Origin of the sequence: Sphingomonas sp. 2SG (assembly GCF_005503285.1) — a bacterium.
GTDB classification, from domain to species: domain Bacteria; phylum Pseudomonadota; class Alphaproteobacteria; order Sphingomonadales; family Sphingomonadaceae; genus Sphingomonas; species Sphingomonas taxi.
Map to the genome: position 1 here is coordinate 1 of NZ_SCMZ01000055.1, position 23,170 is coordinate 23,170.

Annotated in this window: 24 protein-coding genes and 1 pseudogene; 10 read left to right on the top strand and 15 right to left on the bottom strand. The window is 69.0% G+C overall.

Going from position 1 to position 23,170, the window contains the following annotated elements; all coding sequences use genetic code 11:
• The 4 genes and pseudogenes from FFS23_RS17125 to FFS23_RS17140 form a co-directional block, all read right to left on the bottom strand.
• A pseudogene (locus FFS23_RS17125) lies at positions 1-263 on the bottom strand (cell envelope biogenesis protein TolA); the annotation flags it as partial.
• The gene (tolR, locus tag FFS23_RS17130; RefSeq protein ID WP_137899561.1) at positions 263-703 is read right to left on the bottom strand and encodes a protein TolR; all 441 of its coding nucleotides are present in this window, start codon (positions 701-703) and stop codon (positions 263-265) included. The gene tolR and the pseudogene FFS23_RS17125, both read right to left, overlap by 1 nt.
• A gap of 4 nt (positions 704-707) precedes the next feature.
• Positions 708-1,400 (bottom strand): protein TolQ, encoded by a 693-nt coding sequence (tolQ, locus tag FFS23_RS17135; protein WP_038665070.1) that lies wholly within the window; start codon positions 1,398-1,400, stop codon positions 708-710.
• Positions 1,397-1,855 (bottom strand): YbgC/FadM family acyl-CoA thioesterase, encoded by a 459-nt coding sequence (locus FFS23_RS17140; RefSeq protein WP_038665067.1) that lies wholly within the window; start codon positions 1,853-1,855, stop codon positions 1,397-1,399. The genes tolQ and FFS23_RS17140 overlap by 4 nt, the downstream gene beginning before the upstream one ends.
• Before the next feature lie 96 nt (positions 1,856-1,951).
• On the opposite strand from FFS23_RS17140, the gene FFS23_RS17145 reads away from it, so the two are divergent.
• Positions 1,952-2,371, top strand: coding sequence for a hypothetical protein (locus FFS23_RS17145; RefSeq protein ID WP_137899562.1), 420 nt, complete (start codon positions 1,952-1,954; stop codon positions 2,369-2,371).
• Entirely contained in the window at positions 2,368-2,571 is a 204-nt protein-coding gene (locus tag FFS23_RS17150; RefSeq protein ID WP_137899563.1) for a helix-turn-helix transcriptional regulator, read from the top strand. The genes FFS23_RS17145 and FFS23_RS17150 overlap by 4 nt, the downstream gene beginning before the upstream one ends.
• Here FFS23_RS17150 and FFS23_RS17155 read toward each other — a convergent pair.
• The 3 genes from FFS23_RS17155 to FFS23_RS17165 all read right to left on the bottom strand — a co-directional run bounded on the left by FFS23_RS17155 (position 2,561) and on the right by FFS23_RS17165 (position 5,797).
• A complete protein-coding gene (locus FFS23_RS17155; RefSeq protein ID WP_137899564.1) occupies positions 2,561-3,316 on the bottom strand; it encodes a hypothetical protein in 756 nt (251 codons plus the stop codon). The two genes, FFS23_RS17150 and FFS23_RS17155, sit on opposite strands and share 11 nt — an antisense overlap.
• Before the next feature lie 202 nt (positions 3,317-3,518).
• Positions 3,519-4,505 carry an NAD(P)H-dependent flavin oxidoreductase gene (locus FFS23_RS17160; protein ID WP_137899576.1) on the bottom strand — a complete coding sequence of 329 codons (987 nt, stop codon included), beginning with the start codon at positions 4,503-4,505 and terminating at the stop codon, positions 3,519-3,521.
• Between the two features lie 29 nt (positions 4,506-4,534).
• Entirely contained in the window at positions 4,535-5,797 is a 1,263-nt protein-coding gene (locus tag FFS23_RS17165) for an aspartate kinase (RefSeq protein WP_038665056.1), read from the bottom strand.
• 52 nt (positions 5,798-5,849) lie between these two features.
• On the opposite strand from FFS23_RS17165, the gene ubiG reads away from it, so the two are divergent.
• The 3 genes from ubiG (at position 5,850) to FFS23_RS17180 (ending at position 8,935) form a co-directional block, all read left to right on the top strand.
• Positions 5,850-6,575 carry a bifunctional 2-polyprenyl-6-hydroxyphenol methylase/3-demethylubiquinol 3-O-methyltransferase UbiG gene (gene ubiG, locus FFS23_RS17170; RefSeq protein WP_038665054.1) on the top strand — a complete coding sequence of 242 codons (726 nt, stop codon included), beginning with the start codon at positions 5,850-5,852 and terminating at the stop codon, positions 6,573-6,575.
• Between the two features lie 213 nt (positions 6,576-6,788).
• A complete protein-coding gene (locus FFS23_RS17175) occupies positions 6,789-8,219 on the top strand; it encodes a hypothetical protein (protein ID WP_137899565.1) in 1,431 nt (476 codons plus the stop codon).
• Positions 8,216-8,935 (top strand): polysaccharide deacetylase family protein, encoded by a 720-nt coding sequence (locus tag FFS23_RS17180; protein WP_137899566.1) that lies wholly within the window; start codon positions 8,216-8,218, stop codon positions 8,933-8,935. The genes FFS23_RS17175 and FFS23_RS17180 overlap by 4 nt, the downstream gene beginning before the upstream one ends.
• 219 nt (positions 8,936-9,154) lie before the next feature.
• Here the strand turns inward: FFS23_RS17180 and FFS23_RS17185 are convergent, their stop codons facing one another.
• The 3 genes from FFS23_RS17185 to FFS23_RS17195 are packed head-to-tail and all read right to left on the bottom strand — an operon-like array spanning position 9,155 to position 11,738.
• Positions 9,155-10,351 carry a glycosyltransferase gene (locus FFS23_RS17185; RefSeq protein ID WP_137899567.1) on the bottom strand — a complete coding sequence of 399 codons (1,197 nt, stop codon included), beginning with the start codon at positions 10,349-10,351 and terminating at the stop codon, positions 9,155-9,157.
• Positions 10,351-10,878, bottom strand: coding sequence for a DUF2141 domain-containing protein (locus FFS23_RS17190; RefSeq protein WP_038665039.1), 528 nt, complete (start codon positions 10,876-10,878; stop codon positions 10,351-10,353). Before FFS23_RS17190 ends, FFS23_RS17185 begins: the two co-directional genes overlap by 1 nt.
• Positions 10,875-11,738 carry a hypothetical protein gene (locus FFS23_RS17195; protein WP_249340733.1) on the bottom strand — a complete coding sequence of 288 codons (864 nt, stop codon included), beginning with the start codon at positions 11,736-11,738 and terminating at the stop codon, positions 10,875-10,877. The genes FFS23_RS17190 and FFS23_RS17195 overlap by 4 nt, the downstream gene beginning before the upstream one ends.
• 172 nt (positions 11,739-11,910) lie before the next feature.
• Here FFS23_RS17195 and FFS23_RS17200 point away from each other — a divergent pair, with 172 nt between their 5' ends.
• Positions 11,911-12,987 carry a glycosyltransferase gene (locus tag FFS23_RS17200; RefSeq protein WP_249340734.1) on the top strand — a complete coding sequence of 359 codons (1,077 nt, stop codon included), beginning with the start codon at positions 11,911-11,913 and terminating at the stop codon, positions 12,985-12,987.
• On the opposite strand, the gene FFS23_RS17205 is transcribed toward FFS23_RS17200, so the two are convergent.
• From FFS23_RS17205 to pyrE, 5 genes are all read right to left on the bottom strand, one after another.
• A complete protein-coding gene (locus FFS23_RS17205; protein ID WP_038665033.1) occupies positions 12,961-14,037 on the bottom strand; it encodes an AI-2E family transporter in 1,077 nt (358 codons plus the stop codon). The genes FFS23_RS17200 and FFS23_RS17205 overlap by 27 nt on opposite strands.
• Before the next feature lies 1 nt (position 14,038).
• Positions 14,039-14,986 carry a signal peptidase I gene (lepB, locus tag FFS23_RS17210; RefSeq protein ID WP_038665030.1) on the bottom strand — a complete coding sequence of 316 codons (948 nt, stop codon included), beginning with the start codon at positions 14,984-14,986 and terminating at the stop codon, positions 14,039-14,041.
• Positions 14,983-15,393 carry a holo-ACP synthase gene (gene acpS, locus FFS23_RS17215; RefSeq protein WP_137899570.1) on the bottom strand — a complete coding sequence of 137 codons (411 nt, stop codon included), beginning with the start codon at positions 15,391-15,393 and terminating at the stop codon, positions 14,983-14,985. The genes lepB and acpS overlap by 4 nt, the downstream gene beginning before the upstream one ends.
• A 165-nt stretch (positions 15,394-15,558) precedes the next feature.
• Positions 15,559-16,290, bottom strand: a complete 732-nt coding sequence (locus tag FFS23_RS17220) for a pyridoxine 5'-phosphate synthase (protein WP_137899571.1) — start codon at positions 16,288-16,290, stop codon at positions 15,559-15,561.
• Positions 16,287-16,868 carry an orotate phosphoribosyltransferase gene (gene pyrE, locus FFS23_RS17225; RefSeq protein ID WP_137899572.1) on the bottom strand — a complete coding sequence of 194 codons (582 nt, stop codon included), beginning with the start codon at positions 16,866-16,868 and terminating at the stop codon, positions 16,287-16,289. Before pyrE ends, FFS23_RS17220 begins: the two co-directional genes overlap by 4 nt.
• Positions 16,869-17,075: 207 nt before the next feature.
• On the opposite strand from pyrE, the gene coxB reads away from it, so the two are divergent.
• The 4 genes from coxB (at position 17,076) to FFS23_RS17245 (ending at position 23,127) form a co-directional block, all read left to right on the top strand.
• A complete protein-coding gene (gene coxB, locus FFS23_RS17230) occupies positions 17,076-18,215 on the top strand; it encodes a cytochrome c oxidase subunit II (protein WP_137899573.1) in 1,140 nt (379 codons plus the stop codon).
• A 1-nt stretch (position 18,216) separates the two neighbouring features.
• Positions 18,217-19,878, top strand: a complete 1,662-nt coding sequence (gene ctaD, locus FFS23_RS17235) for a cytochrome c oxidase subunit I (protein ID WP_038665022.1) — start codon at positions 18,217-18,219, stop codon at positions 19,876-19,878.
• A gap of 151 nt (positions 19,879-20,029) precedes the next feature.
• Positions 20,030-21,739 (top strand): DUF1800 domain-containing protein, encoded by a 1,710-nt coding sequence (locus FFS23_RS17240; protein WP_249340735.1) that lies wholly within the window; start codon positions 20,030-20,032, stop codon positions 21,737-21,739.
• Positions 21,740-21,744: 5 nt separating this feature from the next.
• Positions 21,745-23,127, top strand: a complete 1,383-nt coding sequence (locus FFS23_RS17245) for a DUF1501 domain-containing protein (protein ID WP_137899575.1) — start codon at positions 21,745-21,747, stop codon at positions 23,125-23,127.
• Positions 23,128-23,170 lie beyond the last annotated feature (43 nt).

Here is a 23,170-nt window from a genome sequence, read left to right on the forward strand (position 1 = left end):
GGTGCCGGCTCCGCAGCTGGCTCGGGCGGCGGCGCAGCGTCTTCCGGCTCGCCCTCCTCGGGAGCGACCGACTGCGCCGGCGGCGTCACCGCCTGCGGCGCGGTCGCCTCGAGCGCGACGTCCTTGACCAGGCTGACCTCCATCGGGGTCTGCTGGAGCTTCTGCGGATTGGGCGTCGCGAGAAAGCCGACCGACAGCAGGCCGAAGAGCACGACATGCCCGACGACCGCAACGCCCAGTCCGATCTTCTCCGCCCGATCCATCAGCGCGCGCTTCCGCCTTCAACCGTCAGCAGCGAGACGCGGTTGAGCCCGGCGCGGTTGAGTTCGCCCATCACCCGCATCACCCGCCCGTAATCGAGCGCGCGATCGGCACGCAGGAAGATCTGCGGCGGCTCGCCGCCGGCCTGGACCGCGGCGATCTGTTCCAGCCGCTGCGGCAGCGCCGCCTCGCCGATCTCCTCGTCGTCGAGGAACAGCTTGCCGCTCGCGTCGAGCGAGAGCTGCACCGGCTTCTGGTCCTGATCGAGCGCCTTGGCGCGGCTGTCGGGCAAATTGACCGGCACGCCGGCGGTGAGCAGCGGCGCGGTCACCATGAAGATGATCAGCAGCACCAGCATCACGTCGACCAGCGGCGTGACGTTGATATCGGCGACCGGCGCCCGCCGCCCGCGCCCCCGGTTGGATGGGAGATTCATGCCCACCGGATCAGCGCCCGCTGTCCAGCTGGCGCGACAGCGTCGTGTGGAAGCCGTCGGCGAAGCGGTTCAGTGCCGCCTCGATGCGGTTCACGCCGTGGCTGAAGCGATTGTAGGCGATCACCGCGGGGATCGCCGCGAACAGGCCGATCGCGGTCGCGAACAGCGCCTCGGCGATGCCCGGCGCGACCACCGCCAGCGAGGAATTCTGCGCCTGCGCGATCCCCGTGAAGCTGCGCATGATCCCCCAGACGGTGCCGAACAGCCCGACGAACGGCGCTACCGAGCCGATCGTCGCGAGGATGTTGAGCCGGTCGGAGATCGTGTCGATCTCCAGCGCCGCCGCCGCGCCCATCGCGGTCGCGAGCCGCTCGCGCGTGCCGCCCTTGTCGATCGAGCCGCCCGCGGTCGAGCGGCGCCATTCCTTCACGCCAGCGACAAATACCCGCGCCGAGGGCAGGTCCTTGTCCGCCTCCGCCTTGTAGAAGGCGTCGATATCTTCCGCCTTCCAGAAGTCGCGTTCGAACCCGGCCATGCCCTTGCGGATGCGGCCGAGCCGCCGCCAGAAGGCTATGATCAGCGCCCAGGTCCAGATGCTGGCGAGCAGCAGCCCGGCCATCACGAACTTCACCACGAGATCGGCCTGGAGGAAGAGCGCGACGGGCGACAGCGTCGCCGCATCCATGTTGAACACCGGATTCATGAATTGGTCCCCTGCCAGATCAGGCTTTGGTAGATATCCGTCCAAGCGGCCGGTTGACGCTTCGGCCGCCCCGACGGCGCGACCAGCGCCACCGTGACCTCGGCCTCCGCTAAGACAAGCGAACCGCGCCTGACTGTGTGATGAATGACGACGCTGGCGGCGCGCACCGCGATCACGCGGCTGACGACGAGCAGCGCATCGTCGAGCCGCGCCGGTGCACGATAGCGGATGGCGAGATCGGCGACGGCATAGGCGCCCTCGCCCGCGTCATGCGTGGCGCGCTGGTCGATGCCGGCGAGGCGCAGCATGTCGGAGCGCGCGCGCTCCATGTAGCGCAGGTAATTGGCGTGATAGACGACGCCCGACAGATCGGTGTCCTCGAAGTAGACGCGCACCGCGAAGCGATGCTCGGCTCCCAAGAAGCGTCCTGCCTGCGGCTGGTCCTCGTCCCTCATCACGGCCGGCGTTAACCGAACCTGCGCGCAGGGGGAACCCTGTTGACGGATGTAACTTATGGGTTACATGTCACCTGTAGGTTACAGGAGACTGAAATGAACACGATCGAACTGGCCGAACGCACCAGCCGCACCTGGGCGCTGATGCTGTACCTATTGGGAGGGATCCTCCTGCTGGCCGAGCTGGCCGGCATGACGCTCATGCGCCGCGACTTCGTCGACGGTTTGTGGCTGGGCATCGCGATGGTTTGCGCGTTGACGCTGCTGCCGTGGCGGCGGTGGCTGAAACCAAACAGCATCCTCAACCGGATGCTGGAAGACGAAGCCGTGCGCGAACACCGCCGGATGAGCTGCACGGCAGGCTTTTGGGCGAGCCTCGTCGCGGCGCTGGCCGTTGCCCCGTTCGCGCATGACGCGATGATCGGCAGCTATGACGTCGCCCGCATCGTCGCGACCGCGGGCCTGTTCGCCGCGATGATCAGCTTCGCCACGCTCGAGCTGCGCGCCGCCCGGTGAGCGAGCTTCTCAACAGCCTGAAGGAGGAACGCGAGCGGATGGGCCTTACCCAGGCAGCGCTCGCCGAGCGCGTCGGGGTCAGCCGCAAGACGATCAATACCGTCGAGAACGGCGTGTTCATCCCCTCGACGCTGCTGGCGCTCAAACTGGCTGCCGCGTTGCAACGGCCGGTGGAGTCGCTGTTCCGGATCAATGAGTAACGGTCGTCGCGCTTTCGGAGAAGACGCTCGGATCGAGTGTCAGCCGCGGGCGTGGTGGCGGCGCGGCGGCGGGGACCGCCTGCACCACCAATGCGCGCGGCGGCGCGGTGGTGGCCATCGCCATACGAGTCGCGGCGGCGCGTTCGGCGCGCCACGCGTCATAGGCGGCGTAGAAATCGGTGAACGGCTTCTCCAGCACCGCCAGCCGGCCTTGCGCGAACGCGGGCAGATCGGCGGCGGTCACCGTCGCGCCATCGGCAAGCGTCGCCGCGGCAGCGTTGCAGAACGGCTCGCGCGCCTGGCTTTGCGAGAAGAAATTGTAGAGCCGCGTCATTTGGTCGTCGTAGCGATCCTGCCAGTCGCCGCCCGCCGCCCTATATTCGACGGTGAGCCGCGTCTGTGCGCCGTTCAGGACGACCTTCTGCTGCGCGATCAGCGCATTGTAGCCGGCGATGATCGCCGCTTCGTCCGGCCCGCGACAGGCGAGCGCGGCGACGTTGAGCGCGGCGCGCAGATGCCAGACGGCCCCGTCGGCGGAGAGGTTGCGATTGGGGGTGGCATAGCGACCGTCGCCCATCAGCGCCGGGATCTGCATCCCGACATAGGCGCCCTTCGGCATTGCAAGCGCGACCGGCGTGGGTGCTGCGGGTACCGGCGGCGGCGCGACCGCGACCACCTTCGGCCTGACCGCGCAACCCGCGAGCAGCGCCAGACCGACGCCGGTGAGAGCTATGATATGGCGCATCGCAGTCCTTCCCTGCCCCCCGGCCGGTCAGACTCTGCGGCAGAAATGGTTAACGCGCGGTAAGCGACGAATAATTCCTCCCCGGCACGGGGAGGGGGACCAGCGTAGCTGGTGGAGGGGGGCTTCCACGCACGTAGCGCTGGCGTAAGCCCCCCTCCGGCACCGCTTCGCGGCGCCACCTCCCCGTGCCGGGGAGGAATGGTTACCCCGCCCTTTTCTCCAGCGCCGCCGCCGCCTCGGCGACCAGCGCGCCGATGATCTCGGCGATCGGTTCTTCTTTCGTCACCATGCCGACCGACTGGCCGGCCATCACCGAGCCGTGCTCGACGTCGCCGTCGATCACCGCGCGGCGCAGCGCACCTGCCCAATAATGTTCGATCTGCAATTGCGCTTCGCCCATCGCTACCGCGCCCTCGTCGAGGCTCAGCGCCACCTCGCGCTGCTTGGCGGTAAACAATTCGCCGCCCGCATTCTTGAGCGCACGCACCGGGATCACCGGCAGCCGTGGGTCGAGCTGCACGCTCGCCACCGCATCGCGCGCCGAGGCGCGGATGAATGCCTTCTTGAAATTGGGATGGGCGATCGATTCGGTCGCGCAGACGAACCGCGTGCCGAGCTGGACGCCCGCCGCGCCCATGTCGAGGTAGCCGGCGATCGCCTCGCCGCGGCCGATGCCGCCGGCAACGAACACCGGCACCGATTCGGCGATCTCGGGCAGCATCTCCTGCGCGAGCACACTGGTCGAGACAGGGCCGATATGGCCGCCCGCCTCCATCCCCTCGATCACCAAAGCATCGACGCCCGAGCGGATCAGCTTCTTGGCGAGCGCCAGCGTCGGCGCGAAGCAGATCACCTTGGCACCGCCCGCCTTGATCGCCTCGAGCGAGCCCTTGGGCGGCAGGCCGCCGGCAAGCACGACATGGCCGACCCCATGTTTGGTGCAGACCGCGATCAGGTCGAACAGCGCCGGATGCATGGTGATGAGGTTCACGCCGAACGGCTTGTCCGTCATCGCCTTCGTCGCGGCGATCTCGGCATCGAGCAGCTCGGGCGTCATCGCGCCGCAGGCGATCACGCCGAAGCCGCCGGCGTTCGACATCGCCGAGACGAGGTTGCGCTCCGACACCCACGACATCGCGCCCGCCATGATCGCGACGTCCGATCCGAGGAAGGCGGCGCCGCGCGCCATGCGGCGCTGCAGGCGCTCCTGTCCGACGGTCACGCGGCGGCGTCCGCGGCGTCGAGGCCGTAGGCGGTGTGGAGCATGCGGACGGCGAGTTCGGTCTCGTCCTCGTGGATCAGCACGCTGACCTTGATCTCGCTGGTCGAGATCGCCTGAATGTTGATGCCGCGCTTGCCGAGCGTGGTGAACATCGTGCTGGCGACACCGGCATGGCTGCGCATGCCGACGCCGACCACCGAGACCTTGGCGACGCGCGTGTCGTGGACCAGTTCGGCGAAGCCGATCGTCTCGCGCGCCTGGTTGAGCGCCTCAAGGCTGCGCGCCAGATCGGCGGACGGCACGGTGAAGGTGACGTCGGTCGAGCCGTGGTTGTGCGCGATATTCTGGATGATCATGTCGACGTTGATGTTCGCCGCGGCGAGCGGCTCGAAGATCGCCGACACCGCGCCCGGCTGGTCGGGGACGCTGGTCAGCGTGATCTTCGCCTCGTTCTTGTCGTGCGCGATACCCGTGATGAGCTGGCGTTCCACGTCGTCGATCTCCTCTTCGCCCACGATCATCGTACCGGGCAATGTGTCCGCCATCGGCGCCTCGGGTCCGGTGAAGGACGAGAGCACCTGGACGCGGACCTGTTCCTTCATCGCGAGGCCGACCGAACGGGTCTGCAACACCTTCGCGCCGACGCTGGCGAGTTCCAGCATCTCTTCGTACGTCACCTTGTTGAGCTTGCGCGCGCGCGGCACGATGCGCGGGTCGGTGGTGTAGACGCCGTCGACGTCGGTGTAGATGTCGCAACGGTCGGCCTTCATCGCCGCCGCCACCGCCACCGCCGACGTGTCCGAACCGCCGCGGCCGAGCGTGGTGACGCGGCCGTCGTCCGACAGGCCCTGGAAACCGGGGATCACCGCGACCTCGCCCGCCGCCATGCTGGCGTTGAGCGCGTCGACCTCGATGCTGCCGATCCGCGCCTTGGCGTGCGCGTCGTCGGTATGGATCGGCAATTGCCAGCCGAGCCACGAGCGCGCCGGCACGCCCGCCGCCTGCAAGGCGATCGCGAGCAGCCCGCTGGTGATCTGTTCGCCCGCGGCGACGACGACGTCATATTCGCGCGGATCGTAGAGCGACGAGGCCTCGCGGCAGAAGCCGACCAGCCGGTCGGTCTCGCCCGCCATCGCCGAGACGACCACCGCGACCTGATTGCCCGCCTCGACCTCGCGTTTGACGCGCGCGGCGACGCTCCTGATGCGCTCGATCCCGGCCATCGACGTGCCGCCGAACTTCATCACGATGCGTGCCATCTGCGTCGCCAAACTCCTTGGGGTAAAGGGGCCGCCCTGATAGGTAGCGGCCATGATGATGGCAAGCAGCACGATCGATCCGCGCGAGGCGCAACATTTCGGCGCGATGGCGAAGGACTGGTGGGACCCGAAGGGCTCTTCGGCGATGCTGCACAAGCTCAACCCCGTACGGCTCGGCTATATACGCGCCGCGGTCGATCTGCACTGGGACGGCGACGACACCAGCTTCACGCCGCTCGCCGGCAAGACCGCGCTCGACGTCGGCTGCGGCGCGGGGCTGCTGTGCGAGCCGCTGGCGCGGCTCGGCGCGGCGGTGACGGGGATCGACGCGGCGGCGGAGAATATCGCGGTGGCGCAGGCGCATGCCGCGCAGGCGGGGCTCGCGATCGATTATCGCGCGGTCGGCGTCGAGGCGATGACCGGCCGCTTCGACCTCGTCACCAGCCTCGAGGTGATCGAGCATGTCGCCGATCCTGCCGGCTTCGTCCGCGGGCTCGCGGAATCGCTCGCCGACGGCGGCCTGCTGGTGCTCTCGACCCCCAACCGCACGCCGCTGTCGCGCCTCGCGCTGATCACGCTGGCGGAAGGCACCGGCCGCATCCCGCGCGGCACGCACGACTGGGACAAGTTCCTCACCCCCGAGGATCTCACCGACCTGCTGGAGCGCGCCGGACTGACGGTGACCGACGTGCAGGGACTCGGCTTCTCGCCGGCGACCGGGTTCGTGCTGAGCGGCTCGACGCAGCTCGACTATTTCGTGACGGCGAAACGCGTCTGACGGCAAATTCCTCGTCATGCCGGACTTGATCCGGCATCCCGCTTCGTCGCGCGATCCGAAGAAGCGGGACCCCGGCGCAAGGCCGTGGTGACGGAGCGGGTTTGGAAACACGTCCGGCTCACAAATCGATCATAAGCGGTGGCCCTTCCTCGCCGGCAAGAGAAACCGGGGTCGCCTTCCCAATCCAGCCGGCCGCCGCTACCGCCCGGCGCGATGCCTCTCCTTGCCAACCCGCGGCTGCGCCTGCCGATCCTCCTGCTCGTCGCGATCGCCGCGCGGGCGCTGACCTTCGGCAATCCGCTCGTCCACGTCGACGAGGAATTCTATTTCGTCACCGCACACCGGATGTGGCAGGGGGCGTTGCCCTTCGTCGACATCTGGGACCGCAAGCCGGTCGGGCTGTTCCTGCTCTACGCCCTCCCCGCCGCGCTTGGCTTCCCCGCCGGCATCTGGGGCTATCAGGCGCTCGCCCTCGCCGGCACCGTCGCCACCGCCTGGGGGATCGCCCGGCTCGCCGAGCGGCTCGGCTTCGGCGCAGGGGCGACCGCCGGCGCGCTCGCCTATATCCTCTGGCTCGACCTGCTGGGCGGGCAGAGCGGCCAATCGCCGGTCTTCTACAATCTGCTGATGCTCGCCGCCGCATTGCTCGCGCTGCGCCCGCCGCCGCATCGCGCCTCGCACGGCCTGCTGGTCATGGCGCTGGTCGGCGCCGCCTTGCAGATCAAATATTCGGTGGTGTTCGAAGGCATCTTCTTCGGCCTGTGGCTGCTCGCCGATCGCTGGCACGCGACGCGCCGGCCGCTGCGGGTGATCGGCTATGGCGTGGCGCTGATCGTCGTCGCTTTGCTGCCGACCGCGCTGGCCGCCGTCTATTATGCGGCGGTCGGCCAGTGGGACGCCTTCGTCTTCGCCAATTTCCTGTCGATCTTCCACCGCAATCCCGATCCCTTGTCGGAGCTGGCCGGCAATATCGGCGAGATGATCCTGATCGTCTCGCCGATCGCGACGCTGGCGGTCCTGGCGCTCCGGCGCAGCCGCGGCGATCGCACGCACGGGCGCGAGCGGCGGTTCGTCGCGCTGTGGCTGGCGGCATCGATCGGCAGCGTCGCGATTTTCCGGCCGTGGTTCGATCATTACGCTTTGCCCGTCCTGCTCCCCGCCTGCGCCGCCGCGGCCGGCATGCTCGGCCGGTCCGACTGGCAACGCTGGCGCACCCCGGCGCTGCTGCTCACTGCCGCGCTCGCCGGCCAGATCGTGCTGATCCTGCAACGCGCCGGTCGCGGCGACGCGGGCGAGCTCGCCGCGCTGGCGCAGGCGGTCGGGCGCGGTCCGGGGTGCCTGTACGTCTATTCGGGGACCGACATGCTCTACAGCGCGACCGGGCGCTGCGCGCTGTCGCGCTATCTGGTGCCCTCGCACCTGATCCGCTTCCGCGAGGCGGGGGCGACCGGGGTCGATCAGGACGCCGAGATTCGCCGCATCCTCGCCGCCCGGCCTGCGGTCGTCGTGATCCGCCCGCCCTATCGCGGCGAGCGCCCCGCCGCGCATGCGATCGTGACCGCGGCGATGGTGCGCGATTACCGACTCACCGCCACGCTGCCGATGGGCAACGAGCATCTCCGCGTCTATCATCGCGCGCGATGAAACGCCTGTTCGCCTCCATCCACGACGTCTCGCCCCGCTTCGAGGGCGAGGTCGATCGCCTGCTCGACCATCTCGCCCCGCACGTCGGGCGGCGGCTGGCGATGCTCGTCGTCCCCGATCACTGGTCGAGCGCACCGATCACCCCCACTTTCGCCGCCCGGCTGCGCGGCTGGGCGGACGAGGGCGTCGAGATGTTCGTCCACGGCTGGACGCATCGCGACGACAGCGCCCATGCCGGTCGCGCCGCGGCGCTGAAGGCGAGGCACATGACCGCCGGCGAGGGCGAATTCCTCGGCCTCAGCCACGCCGAGGCGCTGGCGCGGATGCGGCGCGGCAAGGCATTGGTCGAGGAGATCACGGGGCGCGCGGCGACGGGCTTCATCGCGCCGGCGTGGCTCTATTCGGAAGGGGCGCGCGCGGCGCTGGCGGATGCGGGGTTCGCGCTCGCCGAGGATCATGCGCGGGTATGGCGGCCGGGCGGCGCCGTGGTCGCGCGCGGGCCGGTGATCACCTGGGCGAGCCGGACGCGGATGCGACAGCTGAGCTCGCTCGCTGCGGCGGGGGCGCTGCGCCACGTCTTGCAGCCGACGCGCAACGTGCGGATCGCGGTGCATCCGGGCGACACGACCGTGCCGGCGCTCCTGGAGAGCATCACCAAGACCTTCGCGGCGTTCCGGCGGCATCGGCCGGCGGCTTACGCGGAGCTGGCGGGGTAGCCGGCGGATCACCCCGACACCGTTCGTGCTGAGCCTGTCGAAGCACGGGTCGCCACATACGGCGGTCCCGCTATGGCCACGCCCTTCGACAGGCTCAGGGCGAACGGTTGGAAGACAGCGGCATAAGCGATGGCTCGCTTCTGGCTTTTCGCCGGGCCCGAGGCTCACCTCGTCCGACACGCTCGGCATGAACCGTTGGTAGAAGCCCGTGCGGGGCCGTCACGCCCGCTTGCGCACCCCGTCGCGCGCCGCGATCGCCGCGGCGTAATGCGCCACCAGATCGGCGGCATGTTCCTCGTCGTTGCGGACCGTCGCCGACGCCACCCGCGCGGCGCGGCGCACGATCGCACGGTCGCGCGCGAGCATCCGCTGGATCGCATCGGCGCAGCTGTGCGCGTCGCGCTGCGCATAGACTTCGGCGAACAAGGGATCGGCGATCTCCGCGGTGCCGCCGCCGTCGGGCACGATCAGCGGCGTGCCGCTCGCCAGCGCCTCGGCGGGGACCAGACCGAACGTCTCGGTGCCGCAGCCGTGGATATAGACGTCGGCGCTCGCCATGATCGTCGCCAGCCGCCGCCGGTTGTAGACCGGGCGGAACAGCCGGATGTGCGGATTGGCGCCGATATGCCGTTCGAGCGTCTTGGTATCCATCCCCTGGCCGAGGATGACGAGCCCGACCGGCGCCTGCGTCCCGATCCGCTGCACCGCGTCGATCACCGTCGGCCAGCGCTTCTCGGGATGATGGCGACCGACGCCGAGCAGCAATTGCGCCTCCGGCGGCAGGCCGCATTGGCGCAGCAGCGCGGCGCGCAGCGTCTCGTCGCGCAGATCGGGGGAGAAATGCGCGCGCTCGATCCCGAGCGGCATCGTCGCATCGACGCGGATACCGCGCGCCGCCAGTTGCTTGGTCAGCGACGGGCCGTTGGTGACCACCGTGTCATATTGCGCGAGGCAGTGGCTGAGATAGCGGTCGTACCAGGCGAAGGCGCGCTCGATCCGCGGGGCCGAGGCGACCGGCTTGAACCAGCGCTTGGGATAGGCCTCGAGATTGTCGTTGTGCATGAAATAGGAGCGCAGTGCGCGCCCCTTCCCGCCACCCTGCCATTGCGCGACGATCCACGCCGATTTCCACGGCGAGCAATTCTCGACCACGTCGGGGTCGAGCGCGTCGAGCCGGCGATGGATCGGCTCGGCATCCCAGAACAGGCCGTAATTGGCGTCGAACGGCATGCCCGGCGCCTTGATGTAATGGACCGCGCCGCCGCCGGGCCGCTCCTCGATCCGGTCCTCGCGACCGGGCGCCAGCACGATCAGCTCGTGGCCCATGCTGGCCAGCACCTCGATCTTGCGATCGATATAGGTGCGCACGCCGCCGCCGGTCGGCGAATAGATCTCGTTGACGTCGACGATCCGCATCACTCGTCCCTGGTCGGCGAGAAGCCGCCGAGGCCGTGCAGATATTGCATCTGGACGGTGCGTTCGGCGGTGGCGGTGCCGACGTCGACCAGCGCGCGCTCGACCTTGGGCCGCGACATGCCGATCTTGCCGGGGCCGGGGAAGCCGGCGCCGTCGGCGAAGAAGTTGAACTTGTTCTTGCCGTCGCGGTCGTGCGTGACGAACAGCGCATAGCGGCCGGGGCGCGGCACGCGGATGCACACCTGCACCTGGCCGCTCACCGGGATCGCCGTCCACACCCGGCGGAAGGTCTTGCCCGCGGCGAGCAGCACCGAATCGTCGGCGAGGAAGTCGGTCTCGTTGGCGGGATACAGTTCGAGCTTGATCCGGCCCTTGCGATCCTTGAGCCCGGCGATCTGCGCGAGGATCGCCGGGCCGCCGCCGGGATTGCACGCCGCCGCGTCGCTGCCGAGCACCTGCGCCGCGGCGGGCGCGGCGAGCAGCAGCGCCGCGGGCAGCAGAACGGCAAGGATCGCCGACGGGGTCATGACGGCTTCCTCGTCAGCAGGTGATGGATGCCGAAGGCGACGATCAGCAGCGCATGGATCAGCAGCACCGCCGCCGCGGTGAAGGCGATCAGCTCGGACAGCGCCTGGTCCTCGCCGATCATCAGGATCGCGAAATTGGCGAACAGCAGGTCCTTGTTGGGCAGCAGCGGCAGGCGCGAGAACAGCATGCGCCCCGCCGACAGGAACAGCCAGGTGCCGATCGCGACGCTCGGCATCGCCAGCGCCCAGGCGAGCGCGAGGAAGAAGCCGCCGAGGATCAGGCGCAGGCAATGGATGCCGAAGATCGCCCACAGCTCGCCCCGCGGCAGCGAGAACACCTTGCGCGAGAAGATCAGGAACGGCAGCGAAGTGCCGAAGATCACCGCCAGCGAGCCGTAGACGTAGCGCATCATCTCGGGCGGGATCAGGTTGCGGCCGACCGGCAGCGCCACCGCGATCATCGCCAGCGTCACCGCATTGCCGGCGATCGCCGACAGGATCGACACGTCCTTGACCGCGCCGAACGGCGCCGCGACGAGCTGCGCGCGGGCGCGCGCCCAGGCGTAGAAATAGGCCTCGCCGGAATAGCCCATGACGACGTCGTTCGCGATCCGCTTCTTGATGAGCGCGACCAGCCCGCCGAGGGGGATGTGCCACAGCCGCCGGAAGATCCAGTAATCGGCCAACGGGGGCACGAAATAGAGCGCGGCGAAGGCGATGTAGAACAACGGGTCGCGCGGCGTCGCCCGGTCCAGTCCGGCAAGCCCCGAGCTCAGCAGCTCGTGCGCGAGGCCGGCCAGCATCGCCAACGTCACCAAGGCGCCGATGATCGCAGGCCAGCGGCTCTTGATGGTCTTCAAGGGTTGGAGTCCCGCGATGTCGGGGGAGGGCGGCACGATCTCGACGAGGGGACGGCCGGCACTGTGATCGATCTGCACCCGTTGATCCGAACGATGACGATGGGGGGTCGCTTAGCCCTATCGCCCCTGTGTTGCACATGAATTTCGTTTCACTGTCGCGTCACGAAGCTCTGTGGCACAGCGGTCCGCGACCATGTCTGCCGACCATATCCTTACCTTTGCACAAGATTTATCGGGTGGCGGCGTCGAGCGCGCGCAATTGCGGCTCGCGGCGCAATGGCTGGGCGCGGGGCGGCGGGTAACGCTGGCGATCGGCGACTCCGGCGGCCCGCTCGCCGCCGATCTGCCCGCGGGGCTGGGACTCGAGCCGCTCGGTCATCGCCACTACGTCGCGCAGCGCCGGCTGGCGGCGATCACGCTGCGGCTGCGCCCCGATCTCATCTTCTGCCCCGGCAATCATTATACCCTGGTGGCCGCGTGGCTGCGCTGGCGGCTCGGCGATGCCTGCCCGCCGATCGTCGCCAAATTGTCCAACGCGATCGATCGCGCCGATCATGGCCGGATCATGGGCGCCGGGCACCGGCTGTGGCTGGCCCAGCACGGCCGCTTCCTCGATCATCTCGTCGCGATGACGCCGGCGACCGCGGCGCTGGCGGCGCGGGCGATGCGGATGGAGCGGCGGACCAGCGTCATCCCCAATCCGCCGGCACCGCGCGCGACGGATGTCGGCACGGGCGGCGCGGCGCTGCCGCCCGGCCGCATCGTGCTCGGCGTCGGCCGGCTGGTGCCGCAGAAGCGCTGGGACCGGCTGATCGCCGCGATCCCGGCGCTGCCCGACGACGTCGGCGTCGTCATCCTCGGCGAGGGCGAGCTGCGCCCCGCCTTGGAGCGGCAGGTCGCCGCGGCGGGGTTTGCCGGGCGCGTCCACCTGCCCGGCCATGTCGGCGACCCGCTGCCGGCGATGGCGGCGGCGGCGGTGCTGGCGCTGCCCTCCGATTACGAGGGCGTGCCGGGGGTGCTGCGCGAGGCGCTGTCGGTGGGAACGCCGGTGGTCGCCACCGCATCGAGCCCGGCGGTGCGCGAGATCGTGGGTGATCCGCGCCTCGGCAGCGTCGTCGCGCCGGAGGATGCCGCCGGCCTCGCCGCCGCGCTCAACCATTGGCTCGTCGCGCCCCGCCCCGCCCCGGTGCCGCAGCCCGGCGGCGATTCGGCGGCGCGCTACCTACGCCTGTTCGACACCCTCGTCTGAGCCGTCGCGCTCGGCCTCACGTTCCGAGCTGCGCTCCAGCGCGGTCTTGATCATCGCGGTCATCGGATCGGCGAGCGCGAGGCCGAGGATGCCGAACAGCGCGCTCGCCATGATCTGCGCGCCCAGCGTCAGCGCCGGCGGCAGGTCGACCGTCTTCTTGGCGACGATCGGCAGCAGCACGTACCCGTCGAACCCCTGGACGATGACATAGGTGCCGACCGCCCAGAAGCCGATGTGCGTGCCCGCCGAGAAGCCGACCGCGATCATCAGCGCACCGCTGATGAACGCGCCGATATTGGGGATGAAGGCGAGCAGCCCGGTGAGGATGCCGAGGATCATCGCCATCGGCACGCCGCCGATCGACAGCGCGATGCCGGTCAATATCCCCTCCGCGAGCATGCCGAGCAGGCGCCCCGCGAGCAGCCGGCGCAGGATCTTGCCCATCCGGTCGAGCACCGTCGCGAATTCGGCGCGATTGCGCCGCGGCACCATCCATTCCAGCCCGCGCTGGTAGGTGCCGGGGTCCATCGCGACGAACAGGCCGATGACGATGATCATGAACATCGTCGTCAGCGCCCCGAACGCGGTGCCGACCCAGGAGGTGATCCGCCCGACCGAACTCAGCGCCTGGCGCGCGATGCCGCTGACGTCGGAGGCACCGGGCATCAGCCCCTGCCCGCTCAGCCAGCGCGCCAGCCGGTTGGCCTGCGTCTCCAGCGTCGCGCGCAATTGCGAGAACTGGTCGGCGACCTGCACGCCGGTGAGGTAGAAGGTGCCGGCGAGGAAGGCGATCGTCAGCAGCACGACGATCAGCAGCCGCCAGCCGCGCCCGATCGGCAGCACCTTGCCGAGCAGCCGCACGCCGCCGTCGAGCAGCGCCGCGAAGACGAGGCCCGCGAAGATGATCAGCAGCGGCTGGACGAGGATCACCGCCAGCGCCATCGCCGCGGCGAGGCCGAGCCAGACCGCCGCGCGCTTCAGCTCGCGCCGGACGAAGGGATCGCGCAGCTCGTTGGGGCTGGGGTCCTGGGTCGCCGGCGTCTCGCTCACGTCATTGTCCCGTGGCTGGGTGGAGGGACAGTCCGGCGCGACCCGACCGCAGCGACCCCCACCAGCTCAGCGGGTTGAGCGTCGCGTCGCCGTCGAGGCTGAAGGTCAGGAATTCGGCACGTCCGCCGAGATTCTCATACGGCACCGGCCCGCCGAGGCCGAGCTGCGCGAGCGGGAAACGGCTGTCCGCCGACCGGTCGCGATTGTCGCCCATCAGGAAGACGTGATTGGCCGGGATGGTGACCTGCGGATAATTGTCACCGGGGCTGTCGGGTTCGAGGTCGACGGTGTCGTAATGGCGGCCACCGGGCAGCGTCTCGGTGACGAGCGGCAGATGGCAGACATAGCCGCCACCCGCGGCCGGCCGGCGCGCGCCGAAATAGTCGCGGTCGCTGCACGGGCTGTTGGTGTCGACCGGCAGGTCGACGTAATGCAGCGGCCCGCGCGGAATCGGCTTGCCGTTGAGGATCACGACGCCGCCGCGCACCGCCAGCGTGTCGCCGGGCAGGCCGATGACGCGCTTGATATAGTCGTTGCGGGTGCCCGGCGGGGTGACGATGACGACGTCGCCGCGCTGCGGCAGGCTGCCGAACAGCCGGCCGTGGATGAACGGCAGGCCGACGCTCCAGCTCTCCTCAGGCTGGCGCATCACCACGCCCTTGAAGATCGCGACCGGATTGGGGATCGTCGGCGAGACGAACGACCAGCCGTAGGCGAATTTGGACACCACCAGCCGGTCGCCGATACGCAGGCCGGGCAGCATCGATTCGGACGGGATGTAGAATGGCTTGGCGATGAAGCTGTGGAAGCCGAGCACGATCAGGATCAGCCAGAAGATGCCCTTGATCTCGCCCCACCAGTCGGTCTTCTTGCGTGCGGCGGCCGGTGGCGCGGGCGCGGGGACCGCTGCCTCGCTGGGGTTGCTGCCGTCCAACACCGCTTCCTTCATGCCTTGGGGTCCGGGATCGCCTCGATGATCACGAAGGCCTGGGCCCAGGGATGATCGTCGGTCAAAGTCAAATGTATGCGAGCGACGTGGCCCTCGGGGATCATGCCGTCAAGCCGTTCCTTCGCGCCGCCGGTCAGCGCCAGCGTCGGCGCGCCCGAGGGCGCGTTTACGACGCCGATGTCCTTCATGAACACGCCCGCCTTGAACCCGGTGCCGACCGCCTTCGAAAACGCCTCCTTGGCGGCGAAGCGCTTGGCGAGCGTGCCCGCCTTGGTGAACGGCCGCCGGGCGGCGCGTGCGCGCTCGACATCGGTGAACACGCGTGCCTCGAACCGCGCGCCGAACCGGTCGAGCGAGGCCGCGATCCGCTCGATATTGCACAGGTCTGAGCCGAGCCCGACGATCATACCCCATTCCTCCCCGGCACGGGGAGGGGGACCGCCGGCCGCAGGCCGGTGGTGGAGGGGGGGCTCCACAAGCGCGCCCCTCTCTTTGGCGAAAACGTATGCGGAAGCCCCCCTCCACCACCGCTGCGCGGCGGTTCCCCTCCCCGTGCCGGGGAGGAATAAGGCTCACCCACGGGCGGCATCCATCTCCTCGCGCATCCGCCGCACCGCGTCGCCCAGCCCGACGAACAGCGCCTCGCCGACGAGGAAATGGCCGATGTTGAGCTCGCGCACCTGCGGGATCGCGGCGATCGGCCCGACATTGTCGAAGGTCAGGCCATGGCCGGCATGCACCTCGATGCCGTTCTTCGCCGCCAGCGCCGCGGCGTCCGACAGCCGGCGCAGCTCGGCGGTGCGCGCCTCGCCGTCCAGCTCGGCATAACGGCCGGTGTGCAGCTCGACCACCGGCACGCCGAGCCGGATCGCCGCCTCGATCTGGCGCGGATCGGGTTCGATGAACAGCGACACGCGGATCCGTGCCGCGGCCAGCGCGCCGACCAGCGGCGCGAGCCGGTTGTGCTGCCCTGCCGCGTCCAGCCCGCCCTCGGTGGTGAGCTCCTCGCGCTTTTCCGGCACGATGCACGCGGCATGCGGCTGGTGGCGCAGCGCGATCGCGAGCATCTCGTCGGTCGCCGCCATTTCGAGGTTGAGCGGGATGGTCAGCTCCGCCGACAGCCGCGCGATATCGTCGTCGGTGATGTGCCGCCGGTCCTCGCGCAGATGTGCGGTAATCCCGTCCGCCCCCGCCTCGGCGGCGAGCAGGCCGGCGCGCACCGGATCGGGATAGCCCGCGCCGCGCGCGTTGCGCACCGTCGCGACGTGATCGATGTTGACCCCCAGCCGCAGCGTGCGGGTCACGCGGCGCGACTCCCCGGCTTGATCGCGGGGATCGCCGCCAGTTCGGGCGGCAGCGCGTCGGCCGCATAGGTCGGCACGTCGAGGCGGATCAGCGGAAAGAACGGCACGCCGAGATCGACGGTGCCGCCCGAGCGGTCGACCAGCGCGGCGCCGGCGATCACCGTGCCGCCCGCCGCCTCGATCGCCTTGATCGCCTCGCGCGACGACAATCCCGTGGTGACGACGTCCTCCATCATCAGCACCGCCTGCCCCGGTGCGAGGCGGAAGCCGCGACGCAGCTCAAACGTGCCGGTCGGCCGTTCGACGAACATCGCCTCGACGCCGAGCGCGCGCGCCATCTCGTGGCCGGCGATGACGCCGCCCATCGCCGGCGCGACGACCGCGGCGATTCGCTCGCGGATCTCGGCGGGGATGCGCGCCGCCAGCGCCTCGGCGAGGCGCGCGCCGCGGCGCGGGTCCATCAGCACGCGCGCGCATTGCAGGTAGCGCGGGCTGCGCAGGCCGGACGAGAGGATGAAATGCCCCTCGAGCAGGGCATCGGCGGCACGGAATTCGGCCAGCACGTCGTCGTCGGTCATCGGCGGTCCCGGATAAGTCGGTCGGATGCGGTCGCTCATAGGAAGTCGCCGCGCCGCCGCCAAGCGGGCGCAAGCGATAAACATGGGTCAGGTGCTTGAGGCCGGGACGGCGCCCGCGTATAGGCCATGGCAAAAGGGGCGTAGTCATACGCCATAACGGCCCGTTCGCCGGGCAGGCGAGGGAATCTGGACGGGGTGACGAAACGCATGCGCAAGAGGTTCAAGGGGTTAGCACTCGCCGCCGGGGTCGCCCTCGCCGGTCTGAGCGCGGCATCGCAGGCCGCGCCGCAGGGTGCCGCCGCGCCTGCCGGCGTCTCCAACATCGCGCCGACCACCGCCAACGCCACCGCGCCGGCGGCCCCCGCCTCGCCGCTGCTGGCGCAGGACGGCGCGCCCGCGACGACGATCGAGCTCGGTATCGGCCACCCCGTCGACGGCCGCATCGGCATCCAGCCGCAGGTGACGACCAATGGCCAGTTCGCCCACTGGTTCCACGATTCGATCCTGGTGCCGCTGATCGTCGCGATCTGCGTGTTCGTGCTGCTGCTGCTGCTCTGGGTCGTCTTCCGCTTCCGCAAGGCGGCGAACCCGATCCCGTCGAAGACCAGCCACAATACCGCGATCGAGATCGTCTGGACGCTGGCGCCGGTCGTCATCCTGGTGCTGATCGCGGTGCCGTCGATCGGCCTGCTGCAGGCGCAGTTCAAGCCCGCGCCGGCCGGCGCGGTGACGCTGAAGGCGATCGGCAACCAATGGTATTGGAGCTACCAATATCCCGATAACGGCGGCTTCGAAGTCACCGCCAACATGCTCAAGGAAAAGGATCAGGTCGCCAAGGGCGAGCGGTTCCGCACCGATGCCGACGGCCCCCGCCTGCTTGCCGCCGACAATCGCATCGTGCTGCCGGTCGGCGTGCCGATCCGCCTGATCACCACCTCGCAGGACGTGATCCACAGCTGGGCGGTCCCCGCCTTCTGGATCAAGCTCGACGCGGTCCCCGGTCGCCTCAATGAGACGAGCTTCACGATCAAGCAGCCCGGCCTCTATTTCGGCCAGTGTTCGGAACTGTGCGGCGCGCGCCACGCCTTCATGCCGATCGCGGTCGAAGCGGTGCCGCCGGCACAATTCGCCGCCTGGGTCCGCGCCAAGGGCGGCACGATGCCGACCCCGGGCAAGGCCAGCGACAAGGTCATCCCGCAGCCCGGCGCCGAGGGCTCGGCCGCCAAGCAGGCGGAAGGCAATGCCGCCGATGCCGCCACCGGCCCGGTCGAGAACGTGACGACGACCGCCCCCACCTCCAGCCAGGGTGCGACCGGCAATCCGGCCACCGGCAACGCGGGACAGTAAGATGACCGACACCGCCCTCCACCCCTCCGCGTTCGTCGCGCACGACGATCACGCGCACAGCGATGCGGACCACAAGCCCGGCTTCTTCGCCCGCTGGTTCATGTCGACCAACCACAAGGACATCGGGACGCTCTACCTGATCTTCGCGATCATCGCGGGGATCATCGGCGGCGCGATCTCGGGGCTGATGCGCGCCGAACTGGCGCAGCCGGGCATCCAGTATCTCGTCGGCTGGGCGAACTTCCTGCCCGGCGGCGACGGCGGGCTCGATCATGCGCTCCACCTGTGGAACGTGCTGATCACCGCGCACGGCCTCATCATGGTCTTCTTCATGGTGATGCCGGCGATGATCGGCGGCTTCGGCAACTGGTTCGTGCCGATCATGATCGGCGCGCCCGACATGGCCTTCCCGCGGATGAACAACGTCAGCTTCTGGCTGCTCATCCCGGCGTTCACGCTGCTGCTCGCCTCGCCGTTCTTCGGCGGTGCCGGCACCGGCTGGACGGTCTATGCGCCGCTGTCGACCTATGGCGAGCCCGGACCGTCGGTGGATATGGCGATCCTGTCGCTCCACCTCGCCGGCGCCTCGTCGATCCTCGGCGCGATCAACTTCATCACCACCATCTTCAACATGCGCGCGCCGGGCATGACGCTGCACAAGATGCCGCTGTTCGTCTGGTCGGTGCTGGTCACCGCCTTCCTGCTGCTGCTCGCGCTGCCGGTGCTCGCCGCGGCGATCACGATGCTGCTCACCGACCGCAATTTCGGCACCACCTTCTTCGATCCGGCCGGTGGCGGCGATCCGATCCTGTACCAGCATCTGTTCTGGTTCTTCGGTCACCCCGAAGTCTACATCATGATCCTGCCGGGCTTCGGCATCGTCAGCCAGATCATCGCGACGTTCAGCCGCAAGCCCGTCTTCGGCTATCTCGGCATGGCCTATGCCATGGTCGCGATCGGCGTCGTCGGCTTCGTCGTCTGGGCGCACCATATGTTCGTCACCGGCCTGTCGGTGAACGTGAAGATGTACTTCACCGCCGCGACGATGGTCATCGCGGTGCCGACCGGCATCAAGATCTTCTCGTGGATCGCGACGATGTGGGGCGGTTCGCTGACCTTCAAGACGCCGATGGTCTGGGCGATCGGCTTCATCTTCATGTTCACGGTCGGCGGCGTCACCGGCGTCGTGCTCGCCAACGGCGGCATCGACGATTACATGCAGGACACCTATTACGTCGTCGCGCACTTCCACTACGTGCTGTCGCTCGGCGCGGTGTTCGGCCTGTTCGCCGGCTTCTATTACTGGTTCCCGAAGATGTTCGGGAAGATGTACAACGAGTTCCTCGGCCAGGCGCACTTCTGGGTGTTCTTCGTCGGCGTGAACCTGCTGTTCTTCCCGATGCACTTCCTCGGTCTGCAGGGCATGCCGCGCCGCTATCCGGATTATCCGGACGCCTATGCGACGTGGAACGCGCTGGCGAGCCACGGTTACGAGATCATGGCCGCGGGCATGGTGATCTTCTTCGTCAACGTGATCTATTCGCTGATCGCCGGGCCGAAGGCACCGGACAATCCCTGGGGCGAGGGCGCGACGACGCTGGAGTGGACCTTGTCCTCGCCTCCGCCTTATCACCAGTTCGAGACGCTGCCGAAGATCGACTGAGGCACCAAGGACCCCGGGGGAAACCCCGGGGTTTTTGTTTGCAGGTGCGCCGCCGAAAAACCCTTCGTTAAGACCGTAACGGCTAGGTTTCCGTCGCATACGCGGCGCTTGCGGGAAGCGCTCCGGCGTATCGGGGTCGGGGATCACATCAGTGCTGGACGAGGACCGGGCGGACGCGGGGGCGTGCGTCGATCTGGACGAGGCGGGCGGCATCGCCCCGCCGCTCAAGGCGGGGGGTGTCATCGCACCCGCGCTGTTGCTCGCCGCCTGCGGTGGCGGCGGCAGCGGCGGCGGCACCGCCAGCGCGCCGCCGGCGTCGAGCGCGCCGGTCGTCGTCGTCCCCGCCGCGATCACCGCGACGCAGGCAAGCCGCTTCCTCGCGCAGGCGAGCATGGGCGGCACCCGCACGATGATCGAGAGCGTCATCGCCCGCCGCTACGAAGGCTGGATCGACGACCAGTTCGCGCTGCCGCGCGCCACCTCGCACTGGGACTGGCTGGTCGCCAGGGGCTATAACGTCGCCGCCAACATCAACAGCGAGACGGGCTTCGACGCCACGCTGTGGCGGCAGATGATCGTCGAGCCCGATCAGCTCCGCCAGCGGATCGGGATGGCGCTGCTCGACCTGCTCGTCGTCGGCATCGGCGGGGTCAATCTCAACTGGAAGCAATTCGCCACCGCCGCTTATGTCGACGTGCTGCTCGACAATGCCTTCGGCAATTACCGCACGCTCCTCGACGCGATCACCACCAATGCGGCGATGGGGTCGTTCCTCACCTTCCTCGGCAACCGCAAGGCGAATGCCAAGACCGGCGCGCAGCCCGACGAGAATTACGCGCGCGAGCTGATGCAGCTCTTCACGCTCGGCCTCTACCAGCTCAACATGGACGGCAGCGTCAGGACGAGCGGCGGCGTGCCGCTCGAAACCTACGGCCCCGCCGACGTCTCGGGTCTCGCCCGCGTCTTCACCGGATTGAGCCTCGCGACCACCGACAACACCACCCCCGATCGCTATCGCCAGCCGCTGGTGATGAACGCGTCGCTCAACGAGACCGGCGCGGCGAGCTTCCTCGGCGCCTCGACCAGCGGCGGCGGCATGGCGGCGGTCAAGGTCGCGCTCGACACGATCTTCGCCCACCCGAACCTGCCGCCCTTCGTGTCGAAACAGCTGATCCAGCGGCTCGTCACCAGCAATCCGAGCGGCACTTATGTCGGCCGCGTCGCCGCGGTCTTCACCAACAACGGCTCGGGCGTGCGCGGCGACATGAAAGCGGTGATCAAGGCGATCCTGCTCGATACCGAGGCACGCAGCGACGATGCGCTGGCGAGCACCACCGCCGGCAAGCTGCGCGAGCCGGTGATGCGGCTGACCGCCTGGGCGCGGCTCGCCAAGGTCGATTCGCCGTCCAACGCCTGGGGCTTCGGCGACACGTCGAGCCAGTCCAACCGGCTCGGCCAGTCGATGGGGCGCAGCCAGACCGTCTTCAACTTCTTCCGCCCCGCCTACACGCCGCCGGCGAGCGCGATCGGCAATGCCGGGCTCGTCGCGCCTGAATTCCAGATCACCAACGAACAAAGCGTCGTCGCCTACGTCAATTACATGCAGTCTCTCGTCGCCAACGGCGCCGGCGACGCCAAGCCCGATTATACCGATCTCGTCGCCAAGGCGGGCGACAGCGCGGCGCTGGTCGACGAAATCAACCTCGTCCTCGCCGCCGGCCAGCTCGGCAGCGCGACCGTCACCGCGATTCGTGCCGCGGTCGACAGCGTCGCGACGACTGCGACCAACGCCGCGATCAACCGCGTCGGCATCGCATTGCTGCTGACGCTCGCCTCTCCCGACTTCCTGACGCTGCGGTGACCATCATGGACTTTACCCGGGATTCCTCGCGCCGCGCCTTTCTCAAACGCTCCGCCGCGCTGGGCGTGGCGGGGGTGGCGACGCCCTTCGTCACCAGCCTCGCCGCGATCGGCGAGGCTGCGGCGGCGACCGCGACCGACTATAAGGCGATGGTCTGCATCTTCCTCTACGGTGGCAACGATTACGCGAATACCGTCGCCGCCTATGACCAGGCGAGCTATGCCGCCTATCTCGCCGCGCGGTCGAACATCGCGCTGACCCGCGAATCGCTGGCCGCCACCGTGCTCAACCCGACCGCCGGCCTGCCCGGCGGCCGCCAATATGCGCTCGCGCCGACGATGGGGTCGCTGCTGCCGCTGTTCGATCAGGGCAAGCTCGCGGTGACGCTCAACGTCGGTACGCTCGTCCAGCCGACCACCAAGGCGCAATTCCAGCAGAACGCTGTCAAGCTGCCGCCCAAATTGTTCAGCCACAACGACCAGCAGAGCTATTTCCAGGCGTCCAACCCGGAGGGCGCGACCTCGGGCTGGGGCGGGCGGATCGGCGACCTGTTCCAGTCGGGCAATGGCGCGTCGACGCTGACCTGCATCAACGCCAGCGGCAATGCGGTCTACCTCACCGGCAAATCGGCGGTGCAATATGCGATCGGCACCGGCGGCCCGATCGCGCTCAGCGGCGGCACGTCGCTCTACGGGTCGAGTACCGCGGCGGCGACGTTGCGCAGCCTGATGACCGGCGGCAGCGCACATCTGCTCGGCAACGAGCACGCCCGCGTCAGCAAGCGCGCGCTCGATACCTATGCGCAGGTCAGCGGCGCACTCGCCTCCGCCCCGGCGAGCGGCTTCACGCTGTTCCCGACCGGCAACCAGCTTGCCGACCAGCTCAAGATGGTCGCGCGGCTGATCTCGGTCTCGTCGCAACTGGGTGCCAAGCGACAGGTGTTCTTCGTGTCGATCGGCGGCTTCGACCTGCACGACAATCTCGTCGCGGTGCAGCCGGGGCTGATCGGCAAGGTCGCCGATGCGATGCGCGCCTTCTACGACACCACCGTCGCGCTCGGCGTCGCCGACAAGGTGACGAGCTTCACCGCCTCCGACTTCGGCCGGACGCTCCAGTCGAACGACGACGGCTCGGATCACGGCTGGGGCAGCCATCATCTGGTGATGGGTGGCGCGGTGCGCGGCAGACGCTTCTACGGTACCGCGCCGCAGGTCGGCAACGGCACCCCCGACGACGTCGGCCAGGGCCGGCTGCTGCCGACGATCGCGGTCGACCAATATGCCGCGACGCTGGCGAGCTGGTTCGGGGTCGGCAACGGCGACCTGACGACGGTGTTGCCCAATATGGGCAATTACAATGCGTCAAACTGGAACCTGGGCTTCGTGTGAACCGCCGAATTCCTCCCCCGCCAGGGGGAGGGGGACCGTTCGG